The sequence below is a fragment of the Pseudomonas aegrilactucae genome (assembly GCF_019168305.1).
GTDB classification, from domain to species: Bacteria; Pseudomonadota; Gammaproteobacteria; order Pseudomonadales; family Pseudomonadaceae; genus Aquipseudomonas; species Aquipseudomonas aegrilactucae.
On record NZ_JAHTBI010000018.1, the window covers coordinates 29,189 to 52,873 of the forward strand.

Annotated in this window: 13 protein-coding genes and 1 tRNA gene; 8 read left to right on the forward strand and 6 right to left on the reverse strand. The window is 65.3% G+C overall.

The window, feature by feature from the left end:
• The first annotated feature begins 30 nt into the window (after nt 1–30).
• Nucleotides 31–8,721 (forward strand): hemagglutinin repeat-containing protein, encoded by an 8,691-nt coding sequence (locus tag KUO17_RS06665; RefSeq protein WP_217974445.1) that lies wholly within the window; start codon nt 31–33, stop codon nt 8,719–8,721.
• Nucleotides 8,722–8,733: 12 nt separating this feature from the next.
• Nucleotides 8,734–9,117, forward strand: a complete 384-nt coding sequence (locus KUO17_RS06670) for a hypothetical protein (protein ID WP_217974447.1) — start codon at nt 8,734–8,736, stop codon at nt 9,115–9,117.
• A gap of 62 nt (nt 9,118–9,179) precedes the next feature.
• Here KUO17_RS06670 and KUO17_RS06675 read toward each other — a convergent pair whose 3' ends face one another.
• The 3 genes from KUO17_RS06675 to KUO17_RS06685 form a co-directional block, all read right to left on the reverse strand.
• Entirely contained in the window at nt 9,180–9,632 is a 453-nt protein-coding gene (locus KUO17_RS06675) for a DUF805 domain-containing protein (RefSeq protein WP_255263448.1), read from the reverse strand.
• A gap of 15 nt (nt 9,633–9,647) precedes the next feature.
• Nucleotides 9,648–10,001 (reverse strand): DUF4190 domain-containing protein, encoded by a 354-nt coding sequence (locus KUO17_RS06680; RefSeq protein WP_217974449.1) that lies wholly within the window; start codon nt 9,999–10,001, stop codon nt 9,648–9,650.
• 249 nt (nt 10,002–10,250) lie between these two features.
• Entirely contained in the window at nt 10,251–12,467 is a 2,217-nt protein-coding gene (locus tag KUO17_RS06685) for a TonB-dependent siderophore receptor (RefSeq protein ID WP_425274834.1), read from the reverse strand.
• Nucleotides 12,468–12,657: 190 nt separating this feature from the next.
• On the opposite strand from KUO17_RS06685, the gene KUO17_RS06690 reads away from it, so the two are divergent.
• Nucleotides 12,658–13,425 (forward strand): response regulator, encoded by a 768-nt coding sequence (locus KUO17_RS06690; RefSeq protein ID WP_217974453.1) that lies wholly within the window; start codon nt 12,658–12,660, stop codon nt 13,423–13,425.
• Nucleotide 13,426: 1 nt separating this feature from the next.
• A complete protein-coding gene (locus KUO17_RS06695; RefSeq protein WP_217974454.1) occupies nt 13,427–14,818 on the forward strand; it encodes an ATP-binding protein in 1,392 nt (463 codons plus the stop codon).
• 53 nt (nt 14,819–14,871) lie between these two features.
• Here KUO17_RS06695 and KUO17_RS06700 read toward each other — a convergent pair.
• Nucleotides 14,872–14,948 (reverse strand) — tRNA-Arg (locus KUO17_RS06700).
• Nucleotides 14,949–15,211: 263 nt separating this feature from the next.
• Between KUO17_RS06700 and gabD the strand changes: the two genes are divergently transcribed.
• The 3 genes from gabD (at nt 15,212) to KUO17_RS06715 (ending at nt 19,462) form a co-directional block, all read left to right on the forward strand.
• Nucleotides 15,212–16,654 (forward strand): NADP-dependent succinate-semialdehyde dehydrogenase, encoded by a 1,443-nt coding sequence (gene gabD, locus KUO17_RS06705; protein WP_217974456.1) that lies wholly within the window; start codon nt 15,212–15,214, stop codon nt 16,652–16,654.
• 182 nt (nt 16,655–16,836) lie between these two features.
• Nucleotides 16,837–18,117 carry a 4-aminobutyrate--2-oxoglutarate transaminase gene (gene gabT / locus KUO17_RS06710; RefSeq protein ID WP_217974458.1) on the forward strand — a complete coding sequence of 427 codons (1,281 nt, stop codon included), beginning with the start codon at nt 16,837–16,839 and terminating at the stop codon, nt 18,115–18,117.
• Between the two features lie 136 nt (nt 18,118–18,253).
• The gene (locus KUO17_RS06715; RefSeq protein ID WP_217974460.1) at nt 18,254–19,462 is read left to right on the forward strand and encodes a response regulator; all 1,209 of its coding nucleotides are present in this window, start codon (nt 18,254–18,256) and stop codon (nt 19,460–19,462) included.
• Between the two features lie 123 nt (nt 19,463–19,585).
• Here KUO17_RS06715 and KUO17_RS06720 read toward each other — a convergent pair whose 3' ends face one another.
• Complete coding sequence (locus KUO17_RS06720) at nt 19,586–20,575, reverse strand: GGDEF domain-containing protein (protein WP_217974467.1); 990 nt, start codon at nt 20,573–20,575, stop codon at nt 19,586–19,588.
• A gap of 152 nt (nt 20,576–20,727) precedes the next feature.
• Nucleotides 20,728–21,912: a delta-9 fatty acid desaturase DesA gene (desA, locus tag KUO17_RS06725; protein WP_217974462.1), complete on the reverse strand. Its 1,185-nt coding sequence runs from the start codon at nt 21,910–21,912 to the stop codon at nt 20,728–20,730.
• A gap of 150 nt (nt 21,913–22,062) precedes the next feature.
• Between desA and KUO17_RS06730 the strand changes: the two genes are divergently transcribed.
• On the forward strand, nt 22,063–23,685 hold a 1,623-nt coding region (locus KUO17_RS06730), incomplete at its 3' end, for a putative bifunctional diguanylate cyclase/phosphodiesterase (RefSeq protein ID WP_217974464.1).

Sequence of the window (23,685 nt, forward strand, 5' to 3'; positions counted from 1 at the left end):
CGGCGGTCTGGCACCGCAAATGGAATTGCAATGAACAAGCACCTCTACCGTATCGTTTTCAACAAGGCTCGCGGGCTGCTGATGGTGGTCGCCGAGAACGTCGCCAGCCAGGGCAAGGCACCGGGCGTGACCAGCGGCCCGGTGGCCGGGCCCACGGGCACCTCGGCCGAGCTGGGGCGCCTGCGCTTCGCGCTGATGCTCGCCCTCGGCCTGGTGACCCTGGACGTCGCACCGGCCTGGGCCGCCGGGGTCGTTGCCGATGGCCGTGCCCCCGCCGGGCAGCGCCCCAACGTGGGGCAGAGCGCCAACGGCACGCCGCAGGTGAACATCCGCGCGCCCAGCGCCGCCGGGGTGTCGCGCAATACCTACAGCCAGTTCGACGTCGACAAGCGCGGGGTCATCCTCAACAACGCGGCCAAGGCCAGCCAGACCCAGCTAGGCGGCTGGATCCAGGGCAACGGCAACCTGAGCAAGGGCAGCGCACGGGTAATCCTCAACGAGGTCAACGCGAGCAACCCCAGCCAGTTGCGTGGCTATGTCGAAGTCGCCGGGCAACGCGCCCAGGTGGTGATCGCCAACCCGGCCGGCGTCACCTGCAACGGTTGCGGGTTCATCAACGCCAACCGCGCCACGCTCACCACGGGCCAGGCGCAGCTGGAAAACGGCCGCATCACCGGCTATCAGGTCAAGGGCGGCACCCTGCGCATCGAAGGCAAAGGCCTGGACAGCGCCGATGCCGACTACACCGACCTGATCGCGCAGAGCGTGCAGGTCAACGCCGGCATCTGGGCCAAGGATCTCAAGGTCACGGCCGGGCGCAACCAGGTCAATGCCGACAACACGCGTGCGAGCAAGCTGGCGGGCAGTGACGAGGAGGCGCCCGCGATTGCCATCGACGTGGCCAAGCTTGGCGGCATGTATGCCGGCAAGATCATGCTGGTGGGCACCGAGGGCGGTGTGGGCGTACGCAACGCCGGCAAGATCGGCGCCGGGGCCGGCGAGGTGGTGATCAGCGCCGATGGCCAGTTGCTCAACAGCGGCAGCATCAGCAGTGCCGGGGCCACCCGTGTCACCGCCACCGGCGGGGTCGACAACAGTGGCACCGTCTATGCCAAGGGCGACCTGCGCCTGAGTAGCGCCGGCAACCTGCACAACAGCGGCACCCTGGCCAGCCAGGCCAATGTCCACCTCAAGGCCACTGGTGCCAAGGCAAGCATTACCAGCAGCCAGGGTTCGGCGCTGGCAGCCGGGCTGGACGACAAAGGCAAGCTTGGCAACACCGGCAACCTGACCCTCAGTGCAGCGAACGTGCAGGCCAGCGGCGAACACCTGGCCGGCGGCACCCTGCACGTCAGCGCCGGCCAGGTGGACCTGAGCGGCAGCCGCAACGTGGCCGGCAACATCACCCTCACCGGCAGCGACATCAACCTCGGCAACGCCAGCGTCGATGCCAGCCAGACGCTCACCGCCACCGCCCGGCAGGTACTGCGCAGCGACGCGGCCAAGGTGGTGGCCGGCAACCTGCAACTGCGCGCCGGCGAGCTGTCGAACGTCGGCGGCGCGTTGACCCAGAGCGGCCAGGGCACCACCTCGATCAAGGTCGACGGCACACTCGACAACCGCGGCGGCCGCATCGCCAGCAACGCAACCCATGCCGGCATCAGCGCCGCCACGCTGGTCAACGCCGACGGCCGCATCGAGCACGCGGGCCAGGGCACCCTGGACCTTGCCGCGGGCACGCTCGATGGCACACAGGGCATCCTGGTCAGCACCGCCACCTTGCAGGTAAAAGCCGGCCAGGTGCTGCTCGACGACAGCGTTGCCCAGGGCAAGCACGTGGTCATCGAGGCCGACACGCTGTCCAACCATGGCGGCAAGGTATTGGCCACCGAGGCGGGCGACCTCACCGTCACCACCCAGGGCCTGCTCGACAACACGGGGGGCACGCTCGCGGCCAGCGGCAACGGCGTGCTCCGCGCGGGCACCCTGGACAACCGCGGCGGCACCGTCAGCGCCGGCGGTACGCTGTATGCCGGCGCCGACGCATTGCTGAACACCGCGGGTACCTTCGCTGCGATCCGGCAGATGACACTCAATGCCGCCCACCTGGACAACAGCGGCGGTACGGTCGGTTCGGTGCAGGGCGGGCTGCTGCTGAGCGCCCGCGACAGCGTGTTGAACAACCAGGGCGGGCGCCTGGAAGCGGCCGGTGACATCGTCGTCACCGGGCAAGGCATCGACAACAGTGGCGGCGTCATCAGCGGCCTGGCACTGAGCCTGAACAGCAACGGCCAGCTGCTGCAGAACGCCCAGGGCACCCTGGATGCACGCACCACCCTGGACCTGCGCAGCGGGCGGCTGGAAAACGTGGGCGGGCTGATCCAGTCACAGGGCAAGCTCACCCTCCATACCGGCGACCAGGCGCTGGTCAATCTCGACGATGGCAGTGGCAGGGGCATCATCAGCCAGGGCGCACTGGAGATTCACAGCGCGTCGCTGAACAACGCCGGCGGCTTCATCTCGGCCAAGGGCGCCCTGCAACTGCTGGCGCCCGAAGTGGCCAATACCGGTGGGCGCATCGTCGGTTCCAGCAGCGTGCTGGTGCAGGGCAACCACCTGAACAACCAGGCAGGTCAGCTCCAGTCGCTGGGCACCATCGATGTGGTGTCGGCCGAGCGGCTGGACAACCAGGGCGGCCTGATACGCTCGGCCGGGCTGCTGCACGTCGAGGCCGGTACGCTCGACAACAGCGCCACCCAAGGTGACAACCAGGGCCTGCAAGGCCACGCGCTGCGGCTCAATGCCGACGTACTGGGCAACCAGGCCGGTGCCATTCGCGCCGACACCACGCTGCACATCGGCGTCAGCCAGGTGCTGGACAACACCGGCGGGCTGATCAGTTCCAGCCAGCACCTGAGCATCGCCGACCGTGACCCGAATGCGCGCCGCCAGAGCATCAGCAACCTCGACGGGCGCCTGCTGGCCGGCCAGTCGCTGAGCATGAACGCCGCCTATTACAACGGCAACGGCCAGGCCGTGAGCCTGGGCGACCTGACCCTGCGCCTGCTCGCCGGCCTCGAACTGAACGGCCTGCTGCAGGCCAACGGCACCCTCGACGTGCAGACCGATGGCGCCCTGAACAACAACGGCAAGCTGCTGGCCGGCACGTCGATGCTGCTCGACGCCAACACCGTGGACAACCGCGCCGACGGTGAAATCAGTGCCGACCAGGTGCGCATCAACGCCCATGAAAGCCTGACCAACCGCGGCCTGATCGACGGCCAGAAGGTGCGCCTGCAAGCCGGCACCCTGTACAACCTGGGCAGTGGGCGCATCTACGGCGACCAACTGGGCATTGCGGCCGGCACCCTGGTCAACGCCAACGAGGGTGACCGGTCCGGTGTCATCGCCGCCCGGGGTCGCCTGGACATCGGCGCCACGCAGATCGACAACCGCGAAGCGGCCCTGATCTTCAGTGCCGGCGACATGGCCATCGGCGGTGCACTGGATGGCGCCGATCACGCCAGCGGTCGCGCCACCCTGCTGACCAACGCCAGCGCCACCATCGAGTCGTTGGGCCACATGACGCTGGACGTGCAGACCCTGCACAACCTCAACAACCACTTCAGCACCCGCGAAGTGGAAATCAGCCGCCAGAGCTTCCAGGAATTTCAGCTCGCCGGCTCGCCCAATCGCTACCAGGCCAACCAGGTCGGGTTCCGCCACAACGAAGTGCAATACCTGATCACCCCCGAAGGCCAGCGGGACAACTGGAACCGCTACGACGTGACCCGCGTGGTGCGTGAAACCCAGATCGCCACCTCGGCGCCGGGGCAGATCCTGGCCGGCGGCAACCTCGTCATCAACGCCGACGAGGTGCTCAACGACAACAGCCATGTCATCGCCGGCGGCCTGTTGCAGGGGGCCATCGGCAAACTGGTCAACACCGAGTTCAAGGGCCAGCAGGTCACCGCCGACAGTGGTACGGTGACCAACTTCTACCGTATCCAGCGCAAGGGCCGTGACAGCCAGGGCGCCCGCGTGGCGAGGTATGTGCCGGCACCGTTGGTGCAGGAAATCACCCTGTACCCGACCGTCTGGCAGGAACTGGCCGCGATCACCGGCAGCGGCACCCAGGTCGATGGCCATGCCAGCCAGGTGAGTGACCAGCAGGCACTCGGCGCGGGCGCGGTGGATGCCGCGGCCGGCAACGCCTACCAGGTGGCCCCGATCATCGAGGTGGCGGCGCAGACCACCCTCAACACCCAGGGGGTCAGCGAACAGATTCGCAGCGGCGGCCCGGCACTCACGCTGCCGAGCAACAGCCTGTTCAACACCAACCCGCTGGCCATTCGCAACTACCTGGTCGAGACCGACCCGCGCTTTGCCGGCTATCGCAACTGGCTGTCGTCGGACTACATGCTGCAACAGTTGCACCTGGACCCGGGGCAGACCCTGCAGCGCCTGGGCGATGGCTTCTACGAACAGAAGCTGATCCGCGAACAGATCGCCCAACTGACCGGGCGTCGCTTCATCGACGGCTATGCCAGCGACGAAGAACAATACCGTGCGCTGCTCGACAATGCGGTGACCGTGGCCAGCACCTGGCAACTGGTGCCGGGCGTGGCGCTGACGGCCGGGCAGATGGCCCAGCTGACCAGCGACATCGTATGGCTGGTGGAAAAGCAGGTGACCCTGGCAGGCGGCGAAACCCGCAAGGTGCTGGTGCCGCAGGTGTACGTGCGGGTGCAGCAGGGTGACCTCAATGGCGCCGGTGCGCTGATGGCCGGGCAGCAGCTCAAGCTCGACGTGGCCAACAACCTGACCAACAGCGGTAGCCTCGGCGGGGGCAGCATACTGGCCCTGACCGCGCAGAACGTGGACAACCTCGGCGGGCGTATCCAGGCCGACAAGGTCTCGGTGCAGGCGCGGGACAACCTCGACAACCTCGGCGGCCTGATCGGCGCCGTGGACAGCCTGGCCGTGACGGCAGGCAACAACCTCAACGTCATCTCCAGCACGCATGACAGCAGCAGCGAGCAAGGCACGCGTACCAACCTGTCGCGCATGGCCGGGCTGTTCGTCAGCGGGGCTGGCGGCACGCTCAGCGCCTCGGCCGGCAACGACATCAACCTGGCCGGTGCGCAGGTGGTCAACGCCGGCGTCGGCGGCAGCACCCAGCTGGTGGCCGGCAACAACCTGAACATGACCACCGTGACCGAATCGCACCAGCAGTCGATCACCTGGGACAGCAGCAACTGGCGCAAGGATGCCAGCCGTACCGAGGTCGGCAGCAACGTGCAAGCGACCGGCGACGTCAGCTTCAAGGCCGGCCAGGACATCAACCTGCGCGCCGCCACGGTGTCCAGTACCCAGGGCGCGGTGCTGCTCGAGGCGCGGCGCGACATCAACCTGACCGCCGGGCAGGACGAGCGCTTCGCCGACGAAGCGCACAAGTCCAAGGGTGGCAACGGGATGTTCTCCAGCAAGACCACCACCACCCGTGACACGCTCAGCGAAACCCTCGCCCAGGGCTCCACGGTCAGCGCGGAACAAGCCTATCTGCAGGCCGGTCGCGACGTGACGCTGCGCGCCAGCAACGTGGTGTCGACCGACAGGACCGTCGTGCTGGCCGACAACGACATCAACATCGAAGCCGCCACCGATACCCAGCGCGAGCGCCACGACAAGTCGGTCAAGAAGAGCGGCCTGTTCAGCGGTGGCGGCATCGCCGTGACCCTCGGTACCCAGCAGCAGAGCGTCGAGGACCTCACCACCAGCACCACCGCAGTGGCCAGCACCGTCGGCTCCACCCAGGGCGATGTGCTGATCGCCGCCGGCAAGGACTACCGCCAGGTGGGCAGCCATGTGATGGCGCCCAAGGGGGATGTGGATATCTCGGCCGAGCGCATCGACATTCTGGAGGCGCGCAACCTGGTGCAGCGCCAGCACGAGACGCTGTTCAAGCAGACCGGGCTGTCGATCACCATCACCAACCCGGTGCTCACTGCCATCCAAACCGCGCAGCAGATGAAATCCGCCTCGGACAAGACCGAGGACGGGCGCATGAAGGTGCTGGCGGGTGCCACCACTGCCCTGGCCGCCAACAACGCGGCCACCGCCGTGGCGCAAAGCCCGGGTGCGATGGGCGGGGTCAACATCAGCCTGTCGATCGGTGCGCAGAAGAGCCAGAGCGAGTCCAGGCAGAGCGCCGATACCTCGGCCAGCTCCACCGTGGCCGCCGGCGGCAATGTCAGCCTGGTGGCCAGCGGCGCCGGTGCCGACAGCGACATCACCGTGCGCGGCAGCCAGATCAAGGCCGGCAACAATGCTCTGCTCGATGCCGAAGGCGATATCCACCTGCTGGCCGCGACCAACAAGGCCACCCAGCAGAGCGACAGCCGTGGCAGCAGTGCCAGCGTGGGCATCGGCTTTGCGTTTGGCGGCACACAGAACGGCTTCACCCTGAACCTGGGGGTGGCGGGCAACCGCGGCGAAGCAGACGGTGAGGACATCACCCACACCAACACCCGTGTCGACGCCGGCAACCTGCTGCTGGTGCGCTCCGGTGGCGACACCACGCTCAAGGGCGCCGTGGCCAGCGGCAAGCAGGTGGTGGCCGATATCGGCGGTGACCTGAACATCGAGAGCCTGCAGGACACCAGCACCTACACCGTCGACGAGAAAAGCATGAGTGCCGGCCTGAGCCTGTGCATCCCGCCGTTCTGCTGGGGCGTCAGCACGGCGGGCGGCAGCCTGGGGGCCGGCGCCACCGACATCGACTCCACGTACGCCAGCGTCACCGAACAGTCGGGCATCAAGGCCGGCGACGGTGGTTTTGACATCCGCGTTGGCGGCAACACCGACCTGGTCGGCGCGGTCATCACCAGCAGCGACAAGGCCGTGCAGGAAGGGCGCAACCAGCTGGTGACCGCCACCCTGACCACCCGCGACATCAAGAACGAAGCCGAGTACGACGCCAGCAGCGTAAGCCTGGGCGGCGGTTATGGCAGTGCCGTGGGCAAGGATCCTAACGGCACCGTGCAGGCCGGCCCGACCCAGACACCGGGCAGCACCTTGCCCAATGAAGGCGGTTTCAGCGCCACCCTGCCGGTGGCCCTGGGGGCCCGCGACAGTGCCAGCAGCGTCACCCGCAGCGGTATCAGTGGCGGGCTCATTCGCGTGACCGATGACGCCGGCCAGCAGGCCCTCACCGGCAACACCGCCGACATGACGGTGGCCAGCCTCAACCGTGACGTGTCCAGTGATCGCGACAGCAGCAACGCCCTCAAGCCGATCTTCGACGAGCAGCAGCTGCGTGCAGGTTTCGAGATTGCCGGGGCGTTCACCCGCGAAGTCGGCACCTACCTGGACAACAAGGCCAAGGAGTCCACCAGTGCCAAGCGCCTGCTCGACGAAGAGCGGCAGAAGCCGGCCGACCAGCAGGACCCGGCCCGCATGGCGGCGTTGGCGCAGACCCTCAAGGACAACCAGACCTGGGAATTCGGCGGTACCAGCCGCGCGGTGCTGATGGCCTTGACCGCCGCGGCCGGTGGCAATATTTCCGGCAGCGGCGCGAGCATGCTGCAGGCCACGGCGGTGAACTACATGCAGGGCCTGGCGGCCCAGGAAATCAAGCTGATTGCCGACAAGCTCGATTCGGATGTCGCGCGTACCGCCCTGCATACCCTGGCCGGTTGTGCCGGGGCTGCTGCGCAGAACGCCAGCTGTGGCAGTGGTGCACTGGGCGCGGCATCGAGCGTGGTGATCAACAACCTGGTCGAGCAGATTTCCGGTCAGGAAGGCGCCTCGCTCACGCCCGAGGAAAAAGAGGCTCGCAAGAACCTGGTGAGCTCGCTGATCACCGGCATCACCGTCGCCGCCGGCGGCGACGCTGCGATTGCCAACACGGCGGCGCAGATCGAGGCCGAGAACAATGCCTTCTGGATCCCGGTGATCATGGGCGGTGCCTGGCTGATCGACAAAGGCATGACCGCCTATGAAGCCTGGCAGGACATCAAGGCGCTGGAAGCCGGCACCACCACCCTCGAAGAGCTGGCGATCGCCAAGGGCGAGGACTACATCATGCAAGTGGTTGCCGGCAACATGGGCAAGTACGGCATGAAGGCGGTGAAGAAGGCGGGCGGCTGGGTGGCGGAAAAAGTCGGCCATCACAGTGACGATGTGGTCATCACCGCGCCGTCGCCGCTGGACCCCGGCAAGCTGACCACCCGCGCCGACGGCCTGCCGGTGGAGCGTGTGCAGGCCGGCAGCAAAGGCAACTGGGACAAGACCGTCAACGGCGACCTCAAGCCCAGGACCGCGTATGAACTCAACAACGGGCATACCTACGTCACCGATGCGTCGGGGCGGGTCAATTCGGTCGAGGGCCAACTGAGCCTGACGACCATGGATCGCAACCCCTATCAGCAATGCAAGGTTGGCCATTGCGGCAATGCAGGCGATGATGGCGGGCACCTGATCGCCTCGAGCCTGGGGGGCGCGGGTGACAAGATCAACATGGTGCCGCAGGCCGCCAAACTGAACCGTGGTGACTGGAAGCGCATGGAAAACGAAATGCGCAGCGCGCTGCAGGCCGGCCAGACGGTCAGTGTGAAGATTGATATCGGCTATCCGCCAACGGGCGGTGTGCGGCCGAACGAATTCACGGTGCTGGCGACCATCGACGGCAGGGTGGTGCCCTACCGGTTTACGCAATGACAAGGGGTTGGAATGAAGACTGTTGAAGAGGCTTACCAGAATCTTGGCCAGTACGTGCTGGCCTTCATCGGCAACCGCCCCTGGGATGCGGCGGGCTGCCGCATGAGCGTGTACGGCAAGATGGCGTCCGGTTACCAGTGGTTGAGCTGGCAGGGCCAGAAGGACGACAAGGGTGGCTTTGAAGGCAATACCGCCAGCATCTGGAAGGGGCTGGAGGCGGCGACATTCCTGCGTGACGACCTACTGCGCAACCAGGGGCAGCGGATCTGGGCGCTGGAGTTTCGCCTGGCGCCGGATGGCACGTTCAAGATCGAGTACGACTACAACAAACCGGACGATTACGAAGAAACCGACGAACTGGTCGGCGATGACGACAGCCTGCCGGGTAACCCCTAGCGCGGGCTGCTGACCCGGGTGCTGGGAAAGCGAAGGGCTGCATCAGCAGCCCTTGCGTTGGATCAGTTGATGCCTTTGGGGTTTGGACCGAAACGGTTGGTGCCCGGGTGGCTGTCCAGCAGCATGAAGATGAAGCCGACGATCGGCACGATCTGCCACCAGCCGCTGCGGTCGGTATCGTGCATGCGACGTGCGCCTACCGCGATGCTCGGGATCAGGATCGCCAGGTTGAACAGCAGCGAGAAGAAGCCCGGAATACCCACCAGGCCTTCGATGAAGCCGATGACCGCGCCGATCAGCACGTTGAACAGCAGGAACATCCAGAATTCCTTGCGGCTCGCGCGACCGGTGAAGGTGGCGTATTTCTTGAGTACGTCAACGTACCCAGTGCCAGGTGCCGCACCTTCCGAAGCCGCATAGGCCGGGGTGCTGGCCTGCGGGGCGCCGCAGCCTGGGCAAGCCAGGGCCGTGCTGTGGATTTCCTTGGCGCAGCCACGGCAAAAAACCATACTCATTTGTTTTCCCTCACGTTAATTAACTGATAGACCGATAAACACGAGCAGCGAAACGCTCGACAGCACAACACCGGCGATCGCCATGTTGTTGCCCGGTTTTTTCTGCACGATGCTGATGATTCCGAAGATGAGCCCCATCACCGCGAAGATCGACAGGCCCAGCAGGGTTTCGCTGTCCCATTCGCTGTCGTCGAACAGCGTCAAGCCGCACAGGATGCCGAGAATCAACGAGACGATGCCCATCCACGGCGAGGCCTGGGCGGCCTGCTGAGCGTGTGATGGCAGGTGTTGTACAGCGCCGCATTGCGGGCAGGAGGGCGCCGTTTCATGAATTTCCTTGGCGCAACCACGACAAAAAACCATTGCCATCACACATCCTTTTGTAAACGGTTGACCTACCCGGATTTACTATCGGGCCTGTCGCGCAGAACTTGACGCTCGCGGACAAATAATCACGCCACTGCACGCCTTCAGGGCGCAGTTTATGAGTGGCAGAATTGGGTAGGCGGCAGAGTTTACCAATTATTTCAGAGATGGTGGCATTTAGGACCGCTTGTCCGTGATATCTGCGAAACCGCCGGGAGGCCAAGGCTGCACCTCGCCTCTCGGCGCGTGTGCTCAGAACGAGGTGTTCAACGTGACTGACAGGTTGCGCGGGTCGCCGTAGATGGCGCCGGCGTAGAACCCGTAGCGGGTGTAGTAGTGCTTGTCGAACAGGTTGTTGGCATTGAGGCTGACACTGGTGTGCTCGTCGATGTCGTACCTGGCCATGGCATTCCAGATGGCATAACCGGACCAGTTGACGTCAGTCGCGCTGCGGCTGACACCGTTGGTGGGCACGCCGGCCGGGGTCGACGTGGCACGGATGTTGGTCTGTGCCGTCACCCCGGTGCCCAGCGTCAGGCGTTCCAGCGCACCGGGCAGCCGGTAGGTGGTCGAGGCCTTGAACAGGTGCGACGGGTCGCTGCGACCATCACTGTCCAGGCGTCGAAAGTGCAGGTAGGTGTAGCCGCCGTAGATGTTCCAGTTCGGTGTCAGCGCACCGGCAACCTCCAGGTCGATACCGTCGCTGTCCTGGCCGGTACCGGCGGTGTAGGCCTGGTCACCGGTGGGGGTCAGCGCGTCGCCATCGGTCACCGCCTTGTTCTCCTGGCGGGTACGGAAGTAGGCGGCCTGTGCGTTCAGCCGGCCGTCGAACCATTCGCCCTTGATACCGGTTTCATGGCTTTGCCCGCGAATCGGCTCGACCTTGCCGCCACGCCGGGTGGTTTCCGATTGCGGCGAGAAGATATCGGTGTAGCTGGCGTACAGCGAGTAGGTGTCATTGAGGTCATACACCGCGCCCAGGTAAGGGGTGACGATGCCGTTCTCTTCCTGGCGGGTGCGCCCGCCCGCGTTGCTGCGGCTGATGCTGGCGTAGTCGCTGACGCGCGCGCCGAGAATGACCGAAAACGGCTCGGTGATGCTCAGGCGCGTGGCGCCATACAGGCCCTGCAGGCGCGTGGTGGTCTTGCTGTGCAGGCCGGTCCTGGACGCGACCATGTTGAAGTCGTCATCCACCCCGTTGTGCCAGTTGCCCAGCTCGAAGCCGTTGCTGACGCGGAACTGGCAGCCCAGCGCGCTGGCGCTGGTGCGGTCGGCGCTGGTCATGCGGCAGCGGTATTGCGGCGACCAGGCCACGGTGCGGCTGTCGCTGTAACCGAACATCGCCTGGTGGGTGCGACCGAACAGCTGGAACGGGCCACTGAGGTCGAACTGCGCCGATTGCTGGGTGGTGTCGGTGGCGCTGTGCAGGCCGTTGAGCACCGCGCCGCTGCCGTCCTGGTCCCAGTAGCCACCGAAGTTGCCGCCACCGGCGGAGTTGACCTTGGCCAGGCCACGGTGGTTAAGCACCTCGGTGACGCTCTGGGCGGCCTTGACGTTCAGGCGCCAGTCATTCTCGAAGCGGTGCTCCAGCGAGGCGAAGCCGGTGCGCGTGGTGTACTCGCCAAAGCTCCAGCTGGGGGCCACGTTGGTGCTGCGCGGCAGGTCGGTCTTGCTGCCATCGGCGTACCAGATCGGGATGTTGGCACCCCAGCCGCCGCCGACCACCTTGTAATACTCGTACTGGTAACCGGCGCCCAGCGTGGTGGCATCGCTCAGGTCGAACTCGAAGTTGGCCAGCGCGGCGCGCGAGCGCTCCGATTGCTCGTCGCGGAACGAGTTGGCGTCCTGCTGCGTCATCACCAGGCGCGAGCGCAGGCGGCCGTCTTCGAACAGCGGCAGGTTGAGGTCGGCGCCCAGACGGCGCTTGTCCCAACTGCCGTACGTGGCGTAGGCGCTGCCACCGAATGCCTTGCCGGGGCGCTTGCGTATCAGGTTGATGGTGGCCGAAGGGTCGCCCGTGCCGCCCAGCAGGCCATTGGCACCGCGCACGATGTCGATGCGCTCGTACAGGTCCATGTTCAGTGCGCTGCCACCGCCACTGAAGCCCGAGTCACCCTGAAACTGCAGCCCGTCGACCTTCCAGTTGCTGATCGAATAGCCGCGCGCGCGATAGTCGGTACGCCCGCCCACCTCGGACTTGCTCATGCTCACGCCCGGCGTGGTTTCCAGCGCTTGCTCGAGGGTGGCGATCTGCCGGTCACTCATCTGCTCGCGGGTGATGGTGCTGACCGATTGCGGGGTCTGGCGCGGGGTTAGGCGCATGCCGGTCGAGCTGGTGGTGCTGGTGACGGTGTAGCCCAACTGCTCGGCCGCGTCGGGATCTGGCGCGTTGTCCTGCACGCTGGTGGCGCCCAGTTCGATGACCTGCTCGTTGGCCATGGCCAGCCCGCTGGCGCCGGCGGCAAGCATGCCGTTGAGGCTCATCGCGATGAGCCAGGTGGCACGCTTGAAGGGGAAAGGGGGTGTCAGAGAGAGGGGTTGATGGTTGCTCATGATGCCCTGCGTTATGATTGGTATTGCTTCGTATTTGCAGATGATTTTCGCTGCGATTTTAGTCATCCCGCCGCGGTGCGGTGTCGTGGGTTGTAGTGGGTACGTAATGGAATGTAATGAGCGCAAAGACGCCGGCGATCCAGGGGCGCTGACCAACGCCGGGACCTTGCTGGTGGTGGATGACGACGATGAGATTCGCGAACTGCTCTGCGACTACCTGAGCGAGGCGGGCTATCGCGTGCTGGCGGCCGCTGACGGGCCGCAGATGTGGGCCCTGTTACGCCAGCACAGCGTGCAACTGGTGGTACTCGACCTGATGCTGCCCGGTGAGGACGGCCTCAGCCTGTGCCGTCAACTGCAGGCGCAGGTCGGCCTGGCGGTGATCATGCTGTCGGCCAAGGGCTCGGCGTTCGATCGGATCATCGGCCTGGAGGTGGGGGCTGACGATTACCTGGCCAAGCCATTCGAACCGCGTGAACTGATTGCCCGCATCAAGGCGGTAATGCGCCGGCCCAGCCGCCTGCAGGTGCTGCCCGAGAAGCGTGCGCCGGTGATACAGGCCTTCGTCGGTTATCGCCTTGATCCGGTCAAGCGCTTGCTGACGCCGCCCGGTGGTACGCCGCTGAACCTGCCGCGCTCCGATTACCGGGTGCTGCGCGACCTGCTTGCCGCGCCCGACCAGGTGCTGTCCCGCGACCAGCTCACGCGCAGCGCGTTCGGGCGCGACTACCTGCCGGACGACCGCTCGGTGGACATGTGCATCAGCCGGCTTCGCCAGCATCTCAAGGCGCCGCTGGGCGGCACGCTGCACATCCTCACGATTCGCAACGAGGGCTACCTGCTGAGCATCACCGTCCTCGACGCAGAGGCCTGAAATGCGTGCACTTCTTGCCTGGAAAGGCTGGCGGCGGGTGTGGCCCAGGACCCTGTTTGGCCAACTGCTGCTGATCATGCTCAGTGGCACCCTGGCGATCCAGTTGCTGTCGAGCAGCATCTGGTTCGATGTGCGCTTTGCGCAGGTGCTCGAAGCGCCGATCCGGCTGGTGGCCAGCCGTACGGGCGAGTTGATCCGCACGACCTCCTGCGAGGTGCCGGGGCCGGTGCAGGCGCCGGCCCGTTATCAGGTGCGCTGCGTGGATGTCGCTCCCCGGGTGGATGAGCCTGAGGTCCGAGGGCTGCGGCGCAGCCAGTTGCTGCTGCAACAGGCGCTGGCCTATGAGCTGGGGCATGAGCAGCCCGTGAGGCTGCTCAAGGTTGGCCTGCGTGATCCGGATGGCCAGCCGCTGGTCTGGCGCAGCCTGTTTGGCTTGCAGGTCGCCCAGGCCCAGGTGCGTTTTGCCGTGGCGCGGGCAAACGGACGCTGGCTGGAAATCGAAGGGCAGGAGCTGCAGGGCTGGAGCGGCGAGTCGGCCGGGGTGCTGATTGCCGACTACCTGTTGCGGGTCTACGCGCTGCGCCTGCTGGCAGTGCTGGTGGTCTGCTGGCTGGCGGTGCGCCTGTGCCTGCGCCCGCTGCGCCGGCTTGGCGATGCGGCACGCGGCCTGGGTGACAACCTGGAGCAGCCGCCGCTGGTGGTGGAGGGCCCGGTCGAGGTGCGCGAGGCGGCGCAGGCGTTCAATGCCATGCAGGAGCGCCTGATTGCGATGGTCAACGACCAGTCGTACTTTCTCGCCGCGGTGTCCCATGACCTGCGCACGCCGTTGACCCGCATGCGCCTGCGCATCGAGCGCCTCGCCGACCTCCAGCAGCGCGAGCGCCTGCGCCAGAACATCGCGCAGATGGACGGCATGATCGGCCAGGTGCTCGACTACCTGCAGAGTGCCGAACACCATGACCTGCTGGCGGTGGATATCGACCCGTTGCTGGCGCAGGTCTGTGCCGAGCTTGCCACCGCGCAGGAGCCCCTGCCGATACAGGGCACGGCGGGCGTGGTGCGGGTCAATGCCGTGCTGTTGCAACGGTGTCTGCAGAACCTGTTGGTCAATGCCCTGCGCTACGCCTGCGACATCAGGGTGCAGGTACAGTCGCGTCCGGAGGGCGTTAGCATTCTGGTCGAGGACCGTGGCCCGGGCATTGCCGCGCCGTTGCTGGGTTCGATCACCGAGCCCTTCGTACGTGGCGAGGCGTCACGCAACCTGCGTTCGGGTGGCTACGGATTGGGGCTGAGCATCGCCCGGCGCATTGCCTTGAGCCATGAGGGCCACCTGAGCCTGGTCAATCGCGAGGGCGGCGGGCTACGGGTGACGGTGTGGTTGCCGCGCACCTGAGCGGCGCGCATGAAAAAGGGCCCTGGTTTTCACCAGGGCCCTTTTTCTGTGTATGGCGCACTCGGCGGGATTCGAACCCACGACCCCTGCCTTCGGAGGGCAGTACTCTATCCAGCTGAGCTACGAGTGCAACGCGGGCGCCATGATACCCATCTGCACCCGCCCCGTCCATCGCCCTGAAATGCTGTAGCCGATTCCGAACACTCCCCCGCACAAAAGTGACGTTGATCTGAAATTTCAGGGTCTGCTACGCTTTTTGTTCTTTTTTTCGAACACCCTATTGTCCTTTTTTCCGGTTGATCCTAGGATTCGTTTGAGATTTCAAACGCTCTCCTTTTTCTACAAATCAATAATTCGCTCCGTGCCCGCACGGTGCAGTTAAGGAAGCCCGACATGCAGCTCAAAGACGCCCAGTTGTTCCGCCAGCAAGCCTTCGTCAACGGAGAGTGGCTGGACGCGGACAACGGTCAGACGATCCAGGTGACCAACCCGGCCACCGGCGAAGTGCTCGGCACCGTGCCTAAAATGGGCGCCGCCGAAACCCGCCGTGCTATCGAAGCCGCCGACAAGGCCCTGCCGGCCTGGCGTGCACTGACCGCCAAGGAGCGTGCTGGCAAGCTGCGCCGCTGGTTCGAGCTGATGATCGAGCACCAGGACGACCTGGCCCGCCTGATGACCTGCGAGCAAGGCAAGCCACTGGCCGAGGCCAAGGGCGAGATCGCCTATGCCGCCTCGTTCATCGAGTGGTTTGCCGAGGAAGCCAAGCGCGTCTACGGCGACACCATCCCGGGCCACCAGCCCGACAAGCGCCTGATCGTGATCAAGCAGCCGATCGGTGTTACCGCGGCCATCACCCCGTGGAATTTCCCGGCCGCGATGATCACCCGCAAGGCCGGCCCGGCCCTGGCCGCTGGCTGCACCATGGTGCTCAAGCCCGCTTCGCAAACCCCGTACTCGGCCCTGGCCCTGGTTGAGCTGGCCACCCGCGCCGGTATCCCGGCTGGCGTGCTGAGCGTGGTCACCGGCAGCGCCGGCGACATTGGCAGCGAACTGACCGGCAACCCGATCGTGCGCAAGCTGTCGTTCACCGGCTCGACCGAAATCGGTCGCCAACTGATGGCCGAATGCGCCAAGGACATCAAGAAGGTTTCCCTGGAACTGGGCGGCAACGCGCCCTTCATCGTGTTCGACGACGCCGACCTGGACAAGGCCGTCGAAGGCGCGATCATCTCCAAGTACCGCAACAACGGCCAGACCTGCGTGTGCGCCAACCGCATCTATGTGCAGGACGGCGTCTACGACGCGTTCGCCGAGAAGCTCAAGGCCGCAGTCGCCAAGCTCAAGATCGGCAACGGCCTGGAAGACGGCACCACCACCGGCCCGCTGATCGACGCCAAGGCCGTGGCCAAGGTGCAGGAGCACATCGCTGACGCGGTGAGCAAAGGCGCCAAGGTACTGAGCGGTGGCAAGCTGATCGACGGCAACTTCTTCGAGCCGACCATCCTGGTCGACGTGCCGAAGACTGCCGCCGTGGCCAAGGAAGAAACCTTCGGCCCGCTGGCGCCGCTGTTCCGCTTCAAGGACGAGGCCGAAGTCATCGCCCTGTCCAACGACACCGAGTTCGGCCTGGCCTCGTACTTCTATGCCCGTGACATGAGCCGTGTGTTCCGTGTCGCCGAAGCGCTGGAATATGGCATGGTCGGCATCAACACCGGCCTGATCTCCAACGAGGTCGCGCCGTTCGGTGGCATCAAGGCCTCGGGCCTGGGCCGCGAAGGCTCCAAGTACGGCATCGAGGACTACCTGGAAATCAAATACCTGTGCATCAGCGTCTGATCGCAGCGTAAGGCTTTACCTCTGCCAGCGGGGCGCGAGAGCGCCGTCCCGCTGGCCTTTTTTACACCGTGACATCCGGCCGCCTGGGCCCCTGCAGCAGTCGATCAACGCATGCTGCTGCAGTCGAATACCGGCCGCCCCGATCGAATCGCGCCACCTGTGCGTGGCGAATTGAGGACACTATGAGCAAGACCAACGAATCTTTGATGCAACGTCGTGTAGCCGCCGTTCCACGCGGTGTCGGCCAGATCCACCCGATCTTCGCCGAGTCGGCGAAGAACGCCACCGTGACTGACGTTGAAGGCCGCGAGTTCATCGACTTCGCCGGCGGTATCGCGGTACTCAACACCGGTCACGTGCACCCGAAAATCATTGCTGCCGTTGAAGCCCAACTGCACAAGCTGACCCACACCTGCTTCCAGGTACTGGCCTATGAGCCGTACGTTGAAGTGTGCGAAAAGATCAACGCGCTGATCCCGGGTGATTTCGCCAAGAAAACCCTGCTGGTCACCACCGGTTCCGAAGCCGTTGAAAACGCCATCAAGATCGCCCGTGCCGCCACTGGCCGTGCCGGCGTGATCGCCTTCACCGGCGCCTACCACGGTCGCACCATGATGACCCTGGGCCTGACCGGCAAGGTCGTGCCGTACTCGGCCGGCATGGGCCTGATGCCAGGCGGCATCTTCCGCGCCATCTACCCGAACGAACTGCACGGCGTGAGCATCGACGATTCGATCGCGTCCATCGAGCGCATCTTCAAGAACGACGCCGAAGCCAAGGATATCGCTGCGATCATCCTGGAGCCGGTGCAGGGTGAAGGCGGTTTCTACGTCGCGCCTAAGGAATTCATGAAGCGCCTGCGTGCCCTGTGCGACCAGCACGGCATCCTGCTGATCGCCGACGAAGTGCAGACCGGCGCTGGCCGTACCGGCACCTTCTTCGCCATGGAACAGATGGGCGTTGCGCCTGACCTGACCACCTTCGCCAAATCCATCGCTGGCGGCTTCCCGCTGGCCGGTGTGTGCGGCAAGGCCGAGTACATGGACGCCATCGCGCCAGGCGGCCTGGGCGGCACCTATGCCGGTAGCCCGATCGCCTGCGCTGCGGCCCTGGCCGTGATGGAAGTGTTCGAGGAAGAAAAACTGCTGGACCGCAGCAAGGCCGTTGGCGAGCACCTGGTTGCCGGCCTGCGCAAGATCCAGGACAAGCACCCGATCATCGGTGACGTGCGTGCCCTGGGTTCGATGATTGCGGTCGAAGTGTTCGACAAGGCCGGTTCCCTCACCCCTAACCCGACGGCCGTTGCCGCGGTCGTGGCCAAGGCGCGTGACAAGGGCCTGATCCTGCTGTCGTGCGGCACTTACGGCAACGTGCTGCGCATCCTGGTGCCGCTGACCGCGCCTGACGCGCAGTTGGACCAGGGCCTGGCGATCATCGAAGCGTGCTTCGCCGAACTGGCGTAAGTGTGACGCGATAGAAAAAAACCCGCTTCGGCGGGTTTTTTTTCGCCCAAAGGCAGGCCGGGGCCGCTAAGGTTTGCACAGGCGCTACCTTGGAAGAAGCACTGGATGGCGTGCCTTGGATGCCAGGAGAAGCCCCATGACCGTTTCAGACCTACCCGCCGCACCGTGCGTACTGATCGCCGAGGGCGACCCGTGGGTGCGTGACATGCTTAAAGACATGCTGCTCAGCGTGCGCTGTGACGCACGCCTGCAGGTGTGTGCCGATGGCCACGAAGCCTTGGCGGCACTGGCCAGCCAACCCGACCTGATCATTGCCGCGCGCGAGTTGCCCGGTGTCGATGGCCTCGACCTGTTGCGCAACGTGCGCGCCAAGCGCCGCGCGCCGGCGTTGCCGTTCATCCTGATCAGCAGCCGCAGCGACGTGGCCAGCGTGCGCGAGGCCTTGCCGCTGGCGCCCACCGCGTACCTGAGCAAGCCGCTCAATGCCGACCTGCTGCGCCAGCGCCTCGAAGAACAGTTGCTGGGCGCAGGCGAGGCGGTGGCCTGCCCGGTGCCGGCGTTGCGCCCGGGGATCACCCTGTCGCGCTTTCTGGAAGACCACCGCGCCACGGCCGATGGCGGGCCGTTGCTGGCGGATGTGAAGCAGGCGATCAAGCGTGCGCTCAACCCTGAAGGCCTGAACCTGAAGGTGCTGGAAGAAGAGATCCGCAGCGACCCGCAGATCACCGCGGTGCTGATCGCCGCGGCCAACAGCGCGGCGCTGCACCGTGACGGCGCGGTGCAGACGCTGCTGCAGGCGCTGAACAAGCTGGGTACCACCCAGAGCATGAACCTGATCATGGGGCTGGCGCTCAAGCGCAGTGCCAAGCTCAGCGACCCGTTGCTGTCGCGCCATGCCGAGTACTTCTGGAACCTGTCGGTGCACACCGCCGAGTATGCCGCCCACCTGGCGCGCGGCATGGAGCTGGACCAGGAGCGCTGCTACTGTGCCGGCTTGCTGCACTGCCTGGGCGACCTGGCGTTGCTGCGTTGCCTGCAGGAGTGGAGCCTGGCCGGGGGCGAGCTGGACGAGGATGCGGTGCAGTTGTCGCTGAACGAGTTTGGCGCGGCGTATGGTTCGGCGTTGCGTACACGCTGGCGCTTGCCGCTGGAGCTGCGCGAACTGATCGCGGCGGTGTATCAGCTGGGGGGCGGGGTGTATTCGCGTGAAGACCTGGTGCTCAACCTGGCCGGGCAACTGGCGCGCCTGCCTGCCGAGCAGGGGCTTGAGCCGTTGGCCGAGGGCAAGACGGCACGGTTGCTCAAGGTGGGGCTGGCGCAGCTGGAGCGGTTGCGCAAGGCTTGAGACAGGTGCTGATCCCTTCGCTGGCAAGCCAGCTCCCACAGGTACAGCGCAGATCATGAGATCGCTGATTACCCTGTGGGAGCTGGCTTGCCAGCGAAGGGGCCTTGTCAGGCGCGGAAAATCTCAGCCGCTGACAATCTGGTTCTTGCCCTGGCGCTTGGCCTGGTACATCGCGGCATCCGCGCGCGCAAACAGGCTGTCGAGCAGCACATCGTCATCAAGGATCCCGGTCAGCCCCTGGCTCACCGTTACCCCGAACACCTCCTCGTCATGGCTGAAACTCAAGCGCTGTATCTCTCGCTGCAAGCGCTCTGCCACCTGCATTGCCATCTGCGGTGCACAGCCCGGAAACACCGCGGCAAACTCCTCGCCGCCAATACGCCCGAACAGGTCGCCGCGGCGTAGCACCGCCTTGCCCGCATCGGCAATGCGCTGCAGCACCAGGTCACCTTCCTGGTGCCCATAGGTGTCATTGATCTGCTTGAAGTCATCGATATCCAGCAACAGGAACGCCATCGGCGTCTGGTCCTGGCGCGCCTTCTCGAACGCGCGGTGCGCGCACTCGAAGAAGTGCCGACGGTTGCTGCTCTGGGTCAGCACGTCGGTGGTCGCCAGGCGCTGCAACTCGCCTTCGAGCTGCTTCTTCTCGGTGATGTCCTCGGCCATGCCGACCACGATCACCCGCTGCCCGCTGTCGGCCTGCTGGTTGATGAAGCACTTGTCGCTGAGCCAGCGTACCTGCCCGTCGGCGGCGATGATGCGGTACTCGCGGTCTTCCACCGCACCTTTGACCAGCACGTCGGCCAGGCTGCGCTCGGCGTACTCCAGGTCATCGGGGTAGATGCTGTCGCGCCATTCGTTGTAGTCGGCCAGCAACAGGCTGGCCGAGCGCCCGAAGATACGCTCGTAGGCGGGGCTTACATACAGCACCCGGCGGGTTTCCCAGTCGAAGGCCCAGAGCACCGCATTCACGCTGTCCAGCAGCGAACTGAAGAGCTGCTCGCGTTCACTCAGGCGCGCCACTTCGCCCTGGGCATGCATCAATGCCAGCAGGGTCTGTGTGGCGTGCGGGGGTGGGTTGAACGACTGGGGCGGCGGGTTCTTGTTGACCATGTGCACGAAGCATCTCGAAAAGCGGAATCGAAAGGCGAAGGCGTGCGGCCATGACCCGGCCCGCCACGCGGGCGATATGCCAGTCAGAGTGAGAAAAAGGCGGGAAAGTTCCGGTGGGCGCGCCCCGTAACGGGGCACGCCGATCAACGGTGTCAGGCCAGTGCAGGGCGCAGCGAGTAGGTCTTGAGTTGCGCGGCGAAGTCACGCAACGACTGGATGCCGCTGGCCTCGGCCTCGTGCACCCAGTCTTTGATGGCGGCCAGCATGTCGTGGCCGTTGGCGCTGGTACGGGCCCAGATCTGCTGCAGGGCCAGGCGTTTCTCGTAGATGGTCTTGAGGGCCTGGCTGTGCTCGAGCATCGACTGGATGCGCTGGTGATGGCGCTCGTCGAGCAGGCTGGTTTCGCGCGACAGCAGGCGCTTGGCGCGGTGGAACTGGTGGCGTACCGAGTCGTCGACACGCATCAGCTCCTGCTTGACCAGCGGCGCGATCACCAGCTTGCGGTACTGCGCCATGATCTGGAAGCGGTTGTTGAGGATCGCCATGGCGGTGTCCATGTCCAGCTGGCCCTTGCCTTCGACGCGGTGCGCAATCGGCGCCACGCGCTGCACCTTGGCCAGGCGCAGCCAGGTGAACAGCTTGATCCAGGCCCAGCCCATGTCGAACTCCCAGCGCTTGACCGAGAGCTTGGCCGAGTTGGGGTAGGTGTGGTGATTGTTGTGCAGCTCTTCGCCGCCGATGATGATGCCCCAGGGCATCAGGTTGGTGGCGGCGTCACGGCATTCGAAGTTGCGGTAGCCCACCGCGTGGCCCAGGCCGTTGACCACGCCGGCCGCCCAGAAGGGGATCCACATCATCTGCACGGCCCAGATGGTGATGCCGAGGGTGCCGAACAGCAGCACGTCGATCAGCGCCATCAGCGCGATGCCGCCCAGCTTGTAGCGCGAGTAGAGGTTGCGCTCGATCCAGTCTTCGGGGCAGTTCTTGCCGTAGATGCGCAGGGTCTCGGGGTTCTGCGCCTCTTCGCGGTACAGCTCGGCGCCCTTGCGCAGCACCGTGGACAAGCCCTTGATCACCGGGCTGTGGGGGTCGTCGGCGGTTTCGCACTTGGCGTGGTGCTTGCGGTGGATGGCCGTCCACTCGCGGGTGTTCTGCGCCGTGGTCAGCCACAGCCAGAAGCGAAAGAAGTGCTTGAGCCCGGCGTTCAGCTCCAGCGAGCGGTGCGCCGAATAGCGGTGCAGATAGACTGTGACCGCGACGATGGTCACGTGGGTCATCAGCAGGGTGACGGCCAGCAGTTGCCAGACTGACAGGTCGAGAAAACCGTTGTACCACATAGGCGGGTGGGCCCTCGTAGAGCGAATGAAACAGCAGCAGGTATTATCCCGACCCTACTGAATAAAACCAGCCGGCCTTTTAGATAGGAGGTCACGGAATGTTTCTGGCCGTATAATGGCCATCATTTTGCTGTGGACTTCAGCGACCCTATGTCTGCTTCCGTTCGAGATGCCCTGCGCATGGCCGCGCTGTATCTGCTGCTGTCGGTCCTGTGGCTGGTGTTGTCTGGTCAAATACTGAGCAATCTTTTCGATGATCCTGCCCAGCTGGCGCGCTGGGAGTTGATCAACGCCTACGCGTGGATGGGCTGCAGCGCGCTGCTGATCTTCGTCTCGCGCTGGCGGCTGCTCAGTTTCATCGGTGTCGGCGCGCGCCTGCGCCGCGAAGACCGTGAGCGCCTGCGCATGGCCGCGGCGGTGTTCGACAGCACCCTTGAAGGGGTGCTGGTGAGCGATCGCGACGGCGTGATCGTGCACGTCAACCGGGCGTTCATGCAGATCACCGGCTACCAGCAGGACGAAGTGCTCGGCCAGCGCCCTAACAAGTTCAAGTCCGGGCGCCACGACACCGCGTTCTACCGGCAGATGTTCGCCACCCTGGCCGAGAAGGGCGAGTGGAGCGGTGAAATCTGGAACCGGCGCAAGAACGGCGAGGTGTACCCGCAATGGCAGACCCTGCGCGCGATCCGTGATGACCACGGCCAGCTGACCCATTACGTGGCGGTGTTCAGCGACATCAGCGCGATCAAGCATACCGAGCGCGAGCTGGCCCACCTGGTGCACCACGACCCGCTCACCGACCTGCCCAACCGCCTGCTGTTCAATGACCGCGTCAAGCAGACCCTGGCCGCCGCGCAAGCCAACAAGCGAGGCTGCGCCCTGTTGCTGCTGGACCTGGACCACTTCCAGAGCATCAACGACAGCCTTGGCCACACCACGGGCGACCAGTTGCTCAAGGCCGTGGGCGAGCGCCTTGGCGCGCAGCTGGGCAGCGGCGTGACCCTGGCGCGCCTGGGCGGCGACGAATTTGCCGTGCTGTGCGAACACTGTACTCAGGTCGGGGAGGCCGCGGCGCTGGCGCAAAGCATCATCGATGGCCTCAAGGAACCGTTCGAGCTCGACCATCATCGCCTGTTCACCAGCGTCAGCATCGGCATCAGCCTGTTCCCCAGCGATGCCCTGAGCGCCGAGCAACTGCTGCGCAATGCCGACTCGGCGTTGTTCAAGGCCAAGAGCAACGGGCGTGCAGGCTATGCGCTGTACACCGAAGAATTGACCGCGCACGCCCAGCAGCGGGTGGAGACGGCCAGCGAGCTGCGCCGTGCGCTGGAGCAGCAAGAGCTGCGCGTGTACTACCAGCCGGTGCACGACCTGTTCAGCGGTGCGATGATCGGCGTCGAGGCACTGGTGCGCTGGCAGCACCCGGAGCGCGGGCTGGTGCCGCCGGGCGAGTTCATCCCGATTGCCGAGCGTACCGGGCTGATTGCCGACATCGACACCTGGGTGATGCGCCAGGCCTGCCGGCAGATGGTGCAATGGCAGGCCGAGGGCAAGGCGCTGGCGTTTGTCGCGGTCAACGTGTCGAGCCGCCTGTTCGCCCATCGCAACCTGTACCAGATGGTGGCCCAGGTGCTGCACGAGACCGGGCTGGACCCGGCGCGGCTGGAGGTCGAGGTGACCGAGAGCGCGGTGATGGACGACCCCGAGGTGGCGCTGGAGCAACTGCACCGGTTGCGCGAGCTGGGCTTGCAGCTGGCGATCGACGACTTCGGC

Bases quoted from the DNA above. Each gene is read 5' to 3' on its own strand.
- KUO17_RS06665 (WP_217974445.1), top strand. From the start codon at position 31: ATGAACAAGCACCTCTACCGTATCGTTTTCAACAAGGCTCGCGGGCTG.
- KUO17_RS06670 (WP_217974447.1), top strand. From the start codon at position 8,734: ATGAAGACTGTTGAAGAGGCTTACCAGAATCTTGGCCAGTACGTGCTG.
- KUO17_RS06675 (WP_255263448.1), bottom strand. From the start codon at position 9,632: ATGAGTATGGTTTTTTGCCGTGGCTGCGCCAAGGAAATCCACAGCACG.
- KUO17_RS06680 (WP_217974449.1), bottom strand. From the start codon at position 10,001: ATGGCAATGGTTTTTTGTCGTGGTTGCGCCAAGGAAATTCATGAAACG.
- KUO17_RS06685 (WP_425274834.1), bottom strand. From the start codon at position 12,467: ATGCTTGCCGCCGGCGCCAGCGGGCTGGCCATGGCCAACGAGCAGGTC.
- KUO17_RS06690 (WP_217974453.1), top strand. From the start codon at position 12,658: ATGGAATGTAATGAGCGCAAAGACGCCGGCGATCCAGGGGCGCTGACC.
- KUO17_RS06695 (WP_217974454.1), top strand. From the start codon at position 13,427: ATGCGTGCACTTCTTGCCTGGAAAGGCTGGCGGCGGGTGTGGCCCAGG.
- gabD (WP_217974456.1), top strand. From the start codon at position 15,212: ATGCAGCTCAAAGACGCCCAGTTGTTCCGCCAGCAAGCCTTCGTCAAC.
- gabT (WP_217974458.1), top strand. From the start codon at position 16,837: ATGAGCAAGACCAACGAATCTTTGATGCAACGTCGTGTAGCCGCCGTT.
- KUO17_RS06715 (WP_217974460.1), top strand. From the start codon at position 18,254: ATGACCGTTTCAGACCTACCCGCCGCACCGTGCGTACTGATCGCCGAG.
- KUO17_RS06720 (WP_217974467.1), bottom strand. From the start codon at position 20,575: ATGGTCAACAAGAACCCGCCGCCCCAGTCGTTCAACCCACCCCCGCAC.
- desA (WP_217974462.1), bottom strand. From the start codon at position 21,912: ATGTGGTACAACGGTTTTCTCGACCTGTCAGTCTGGCAACTGCTGGCC.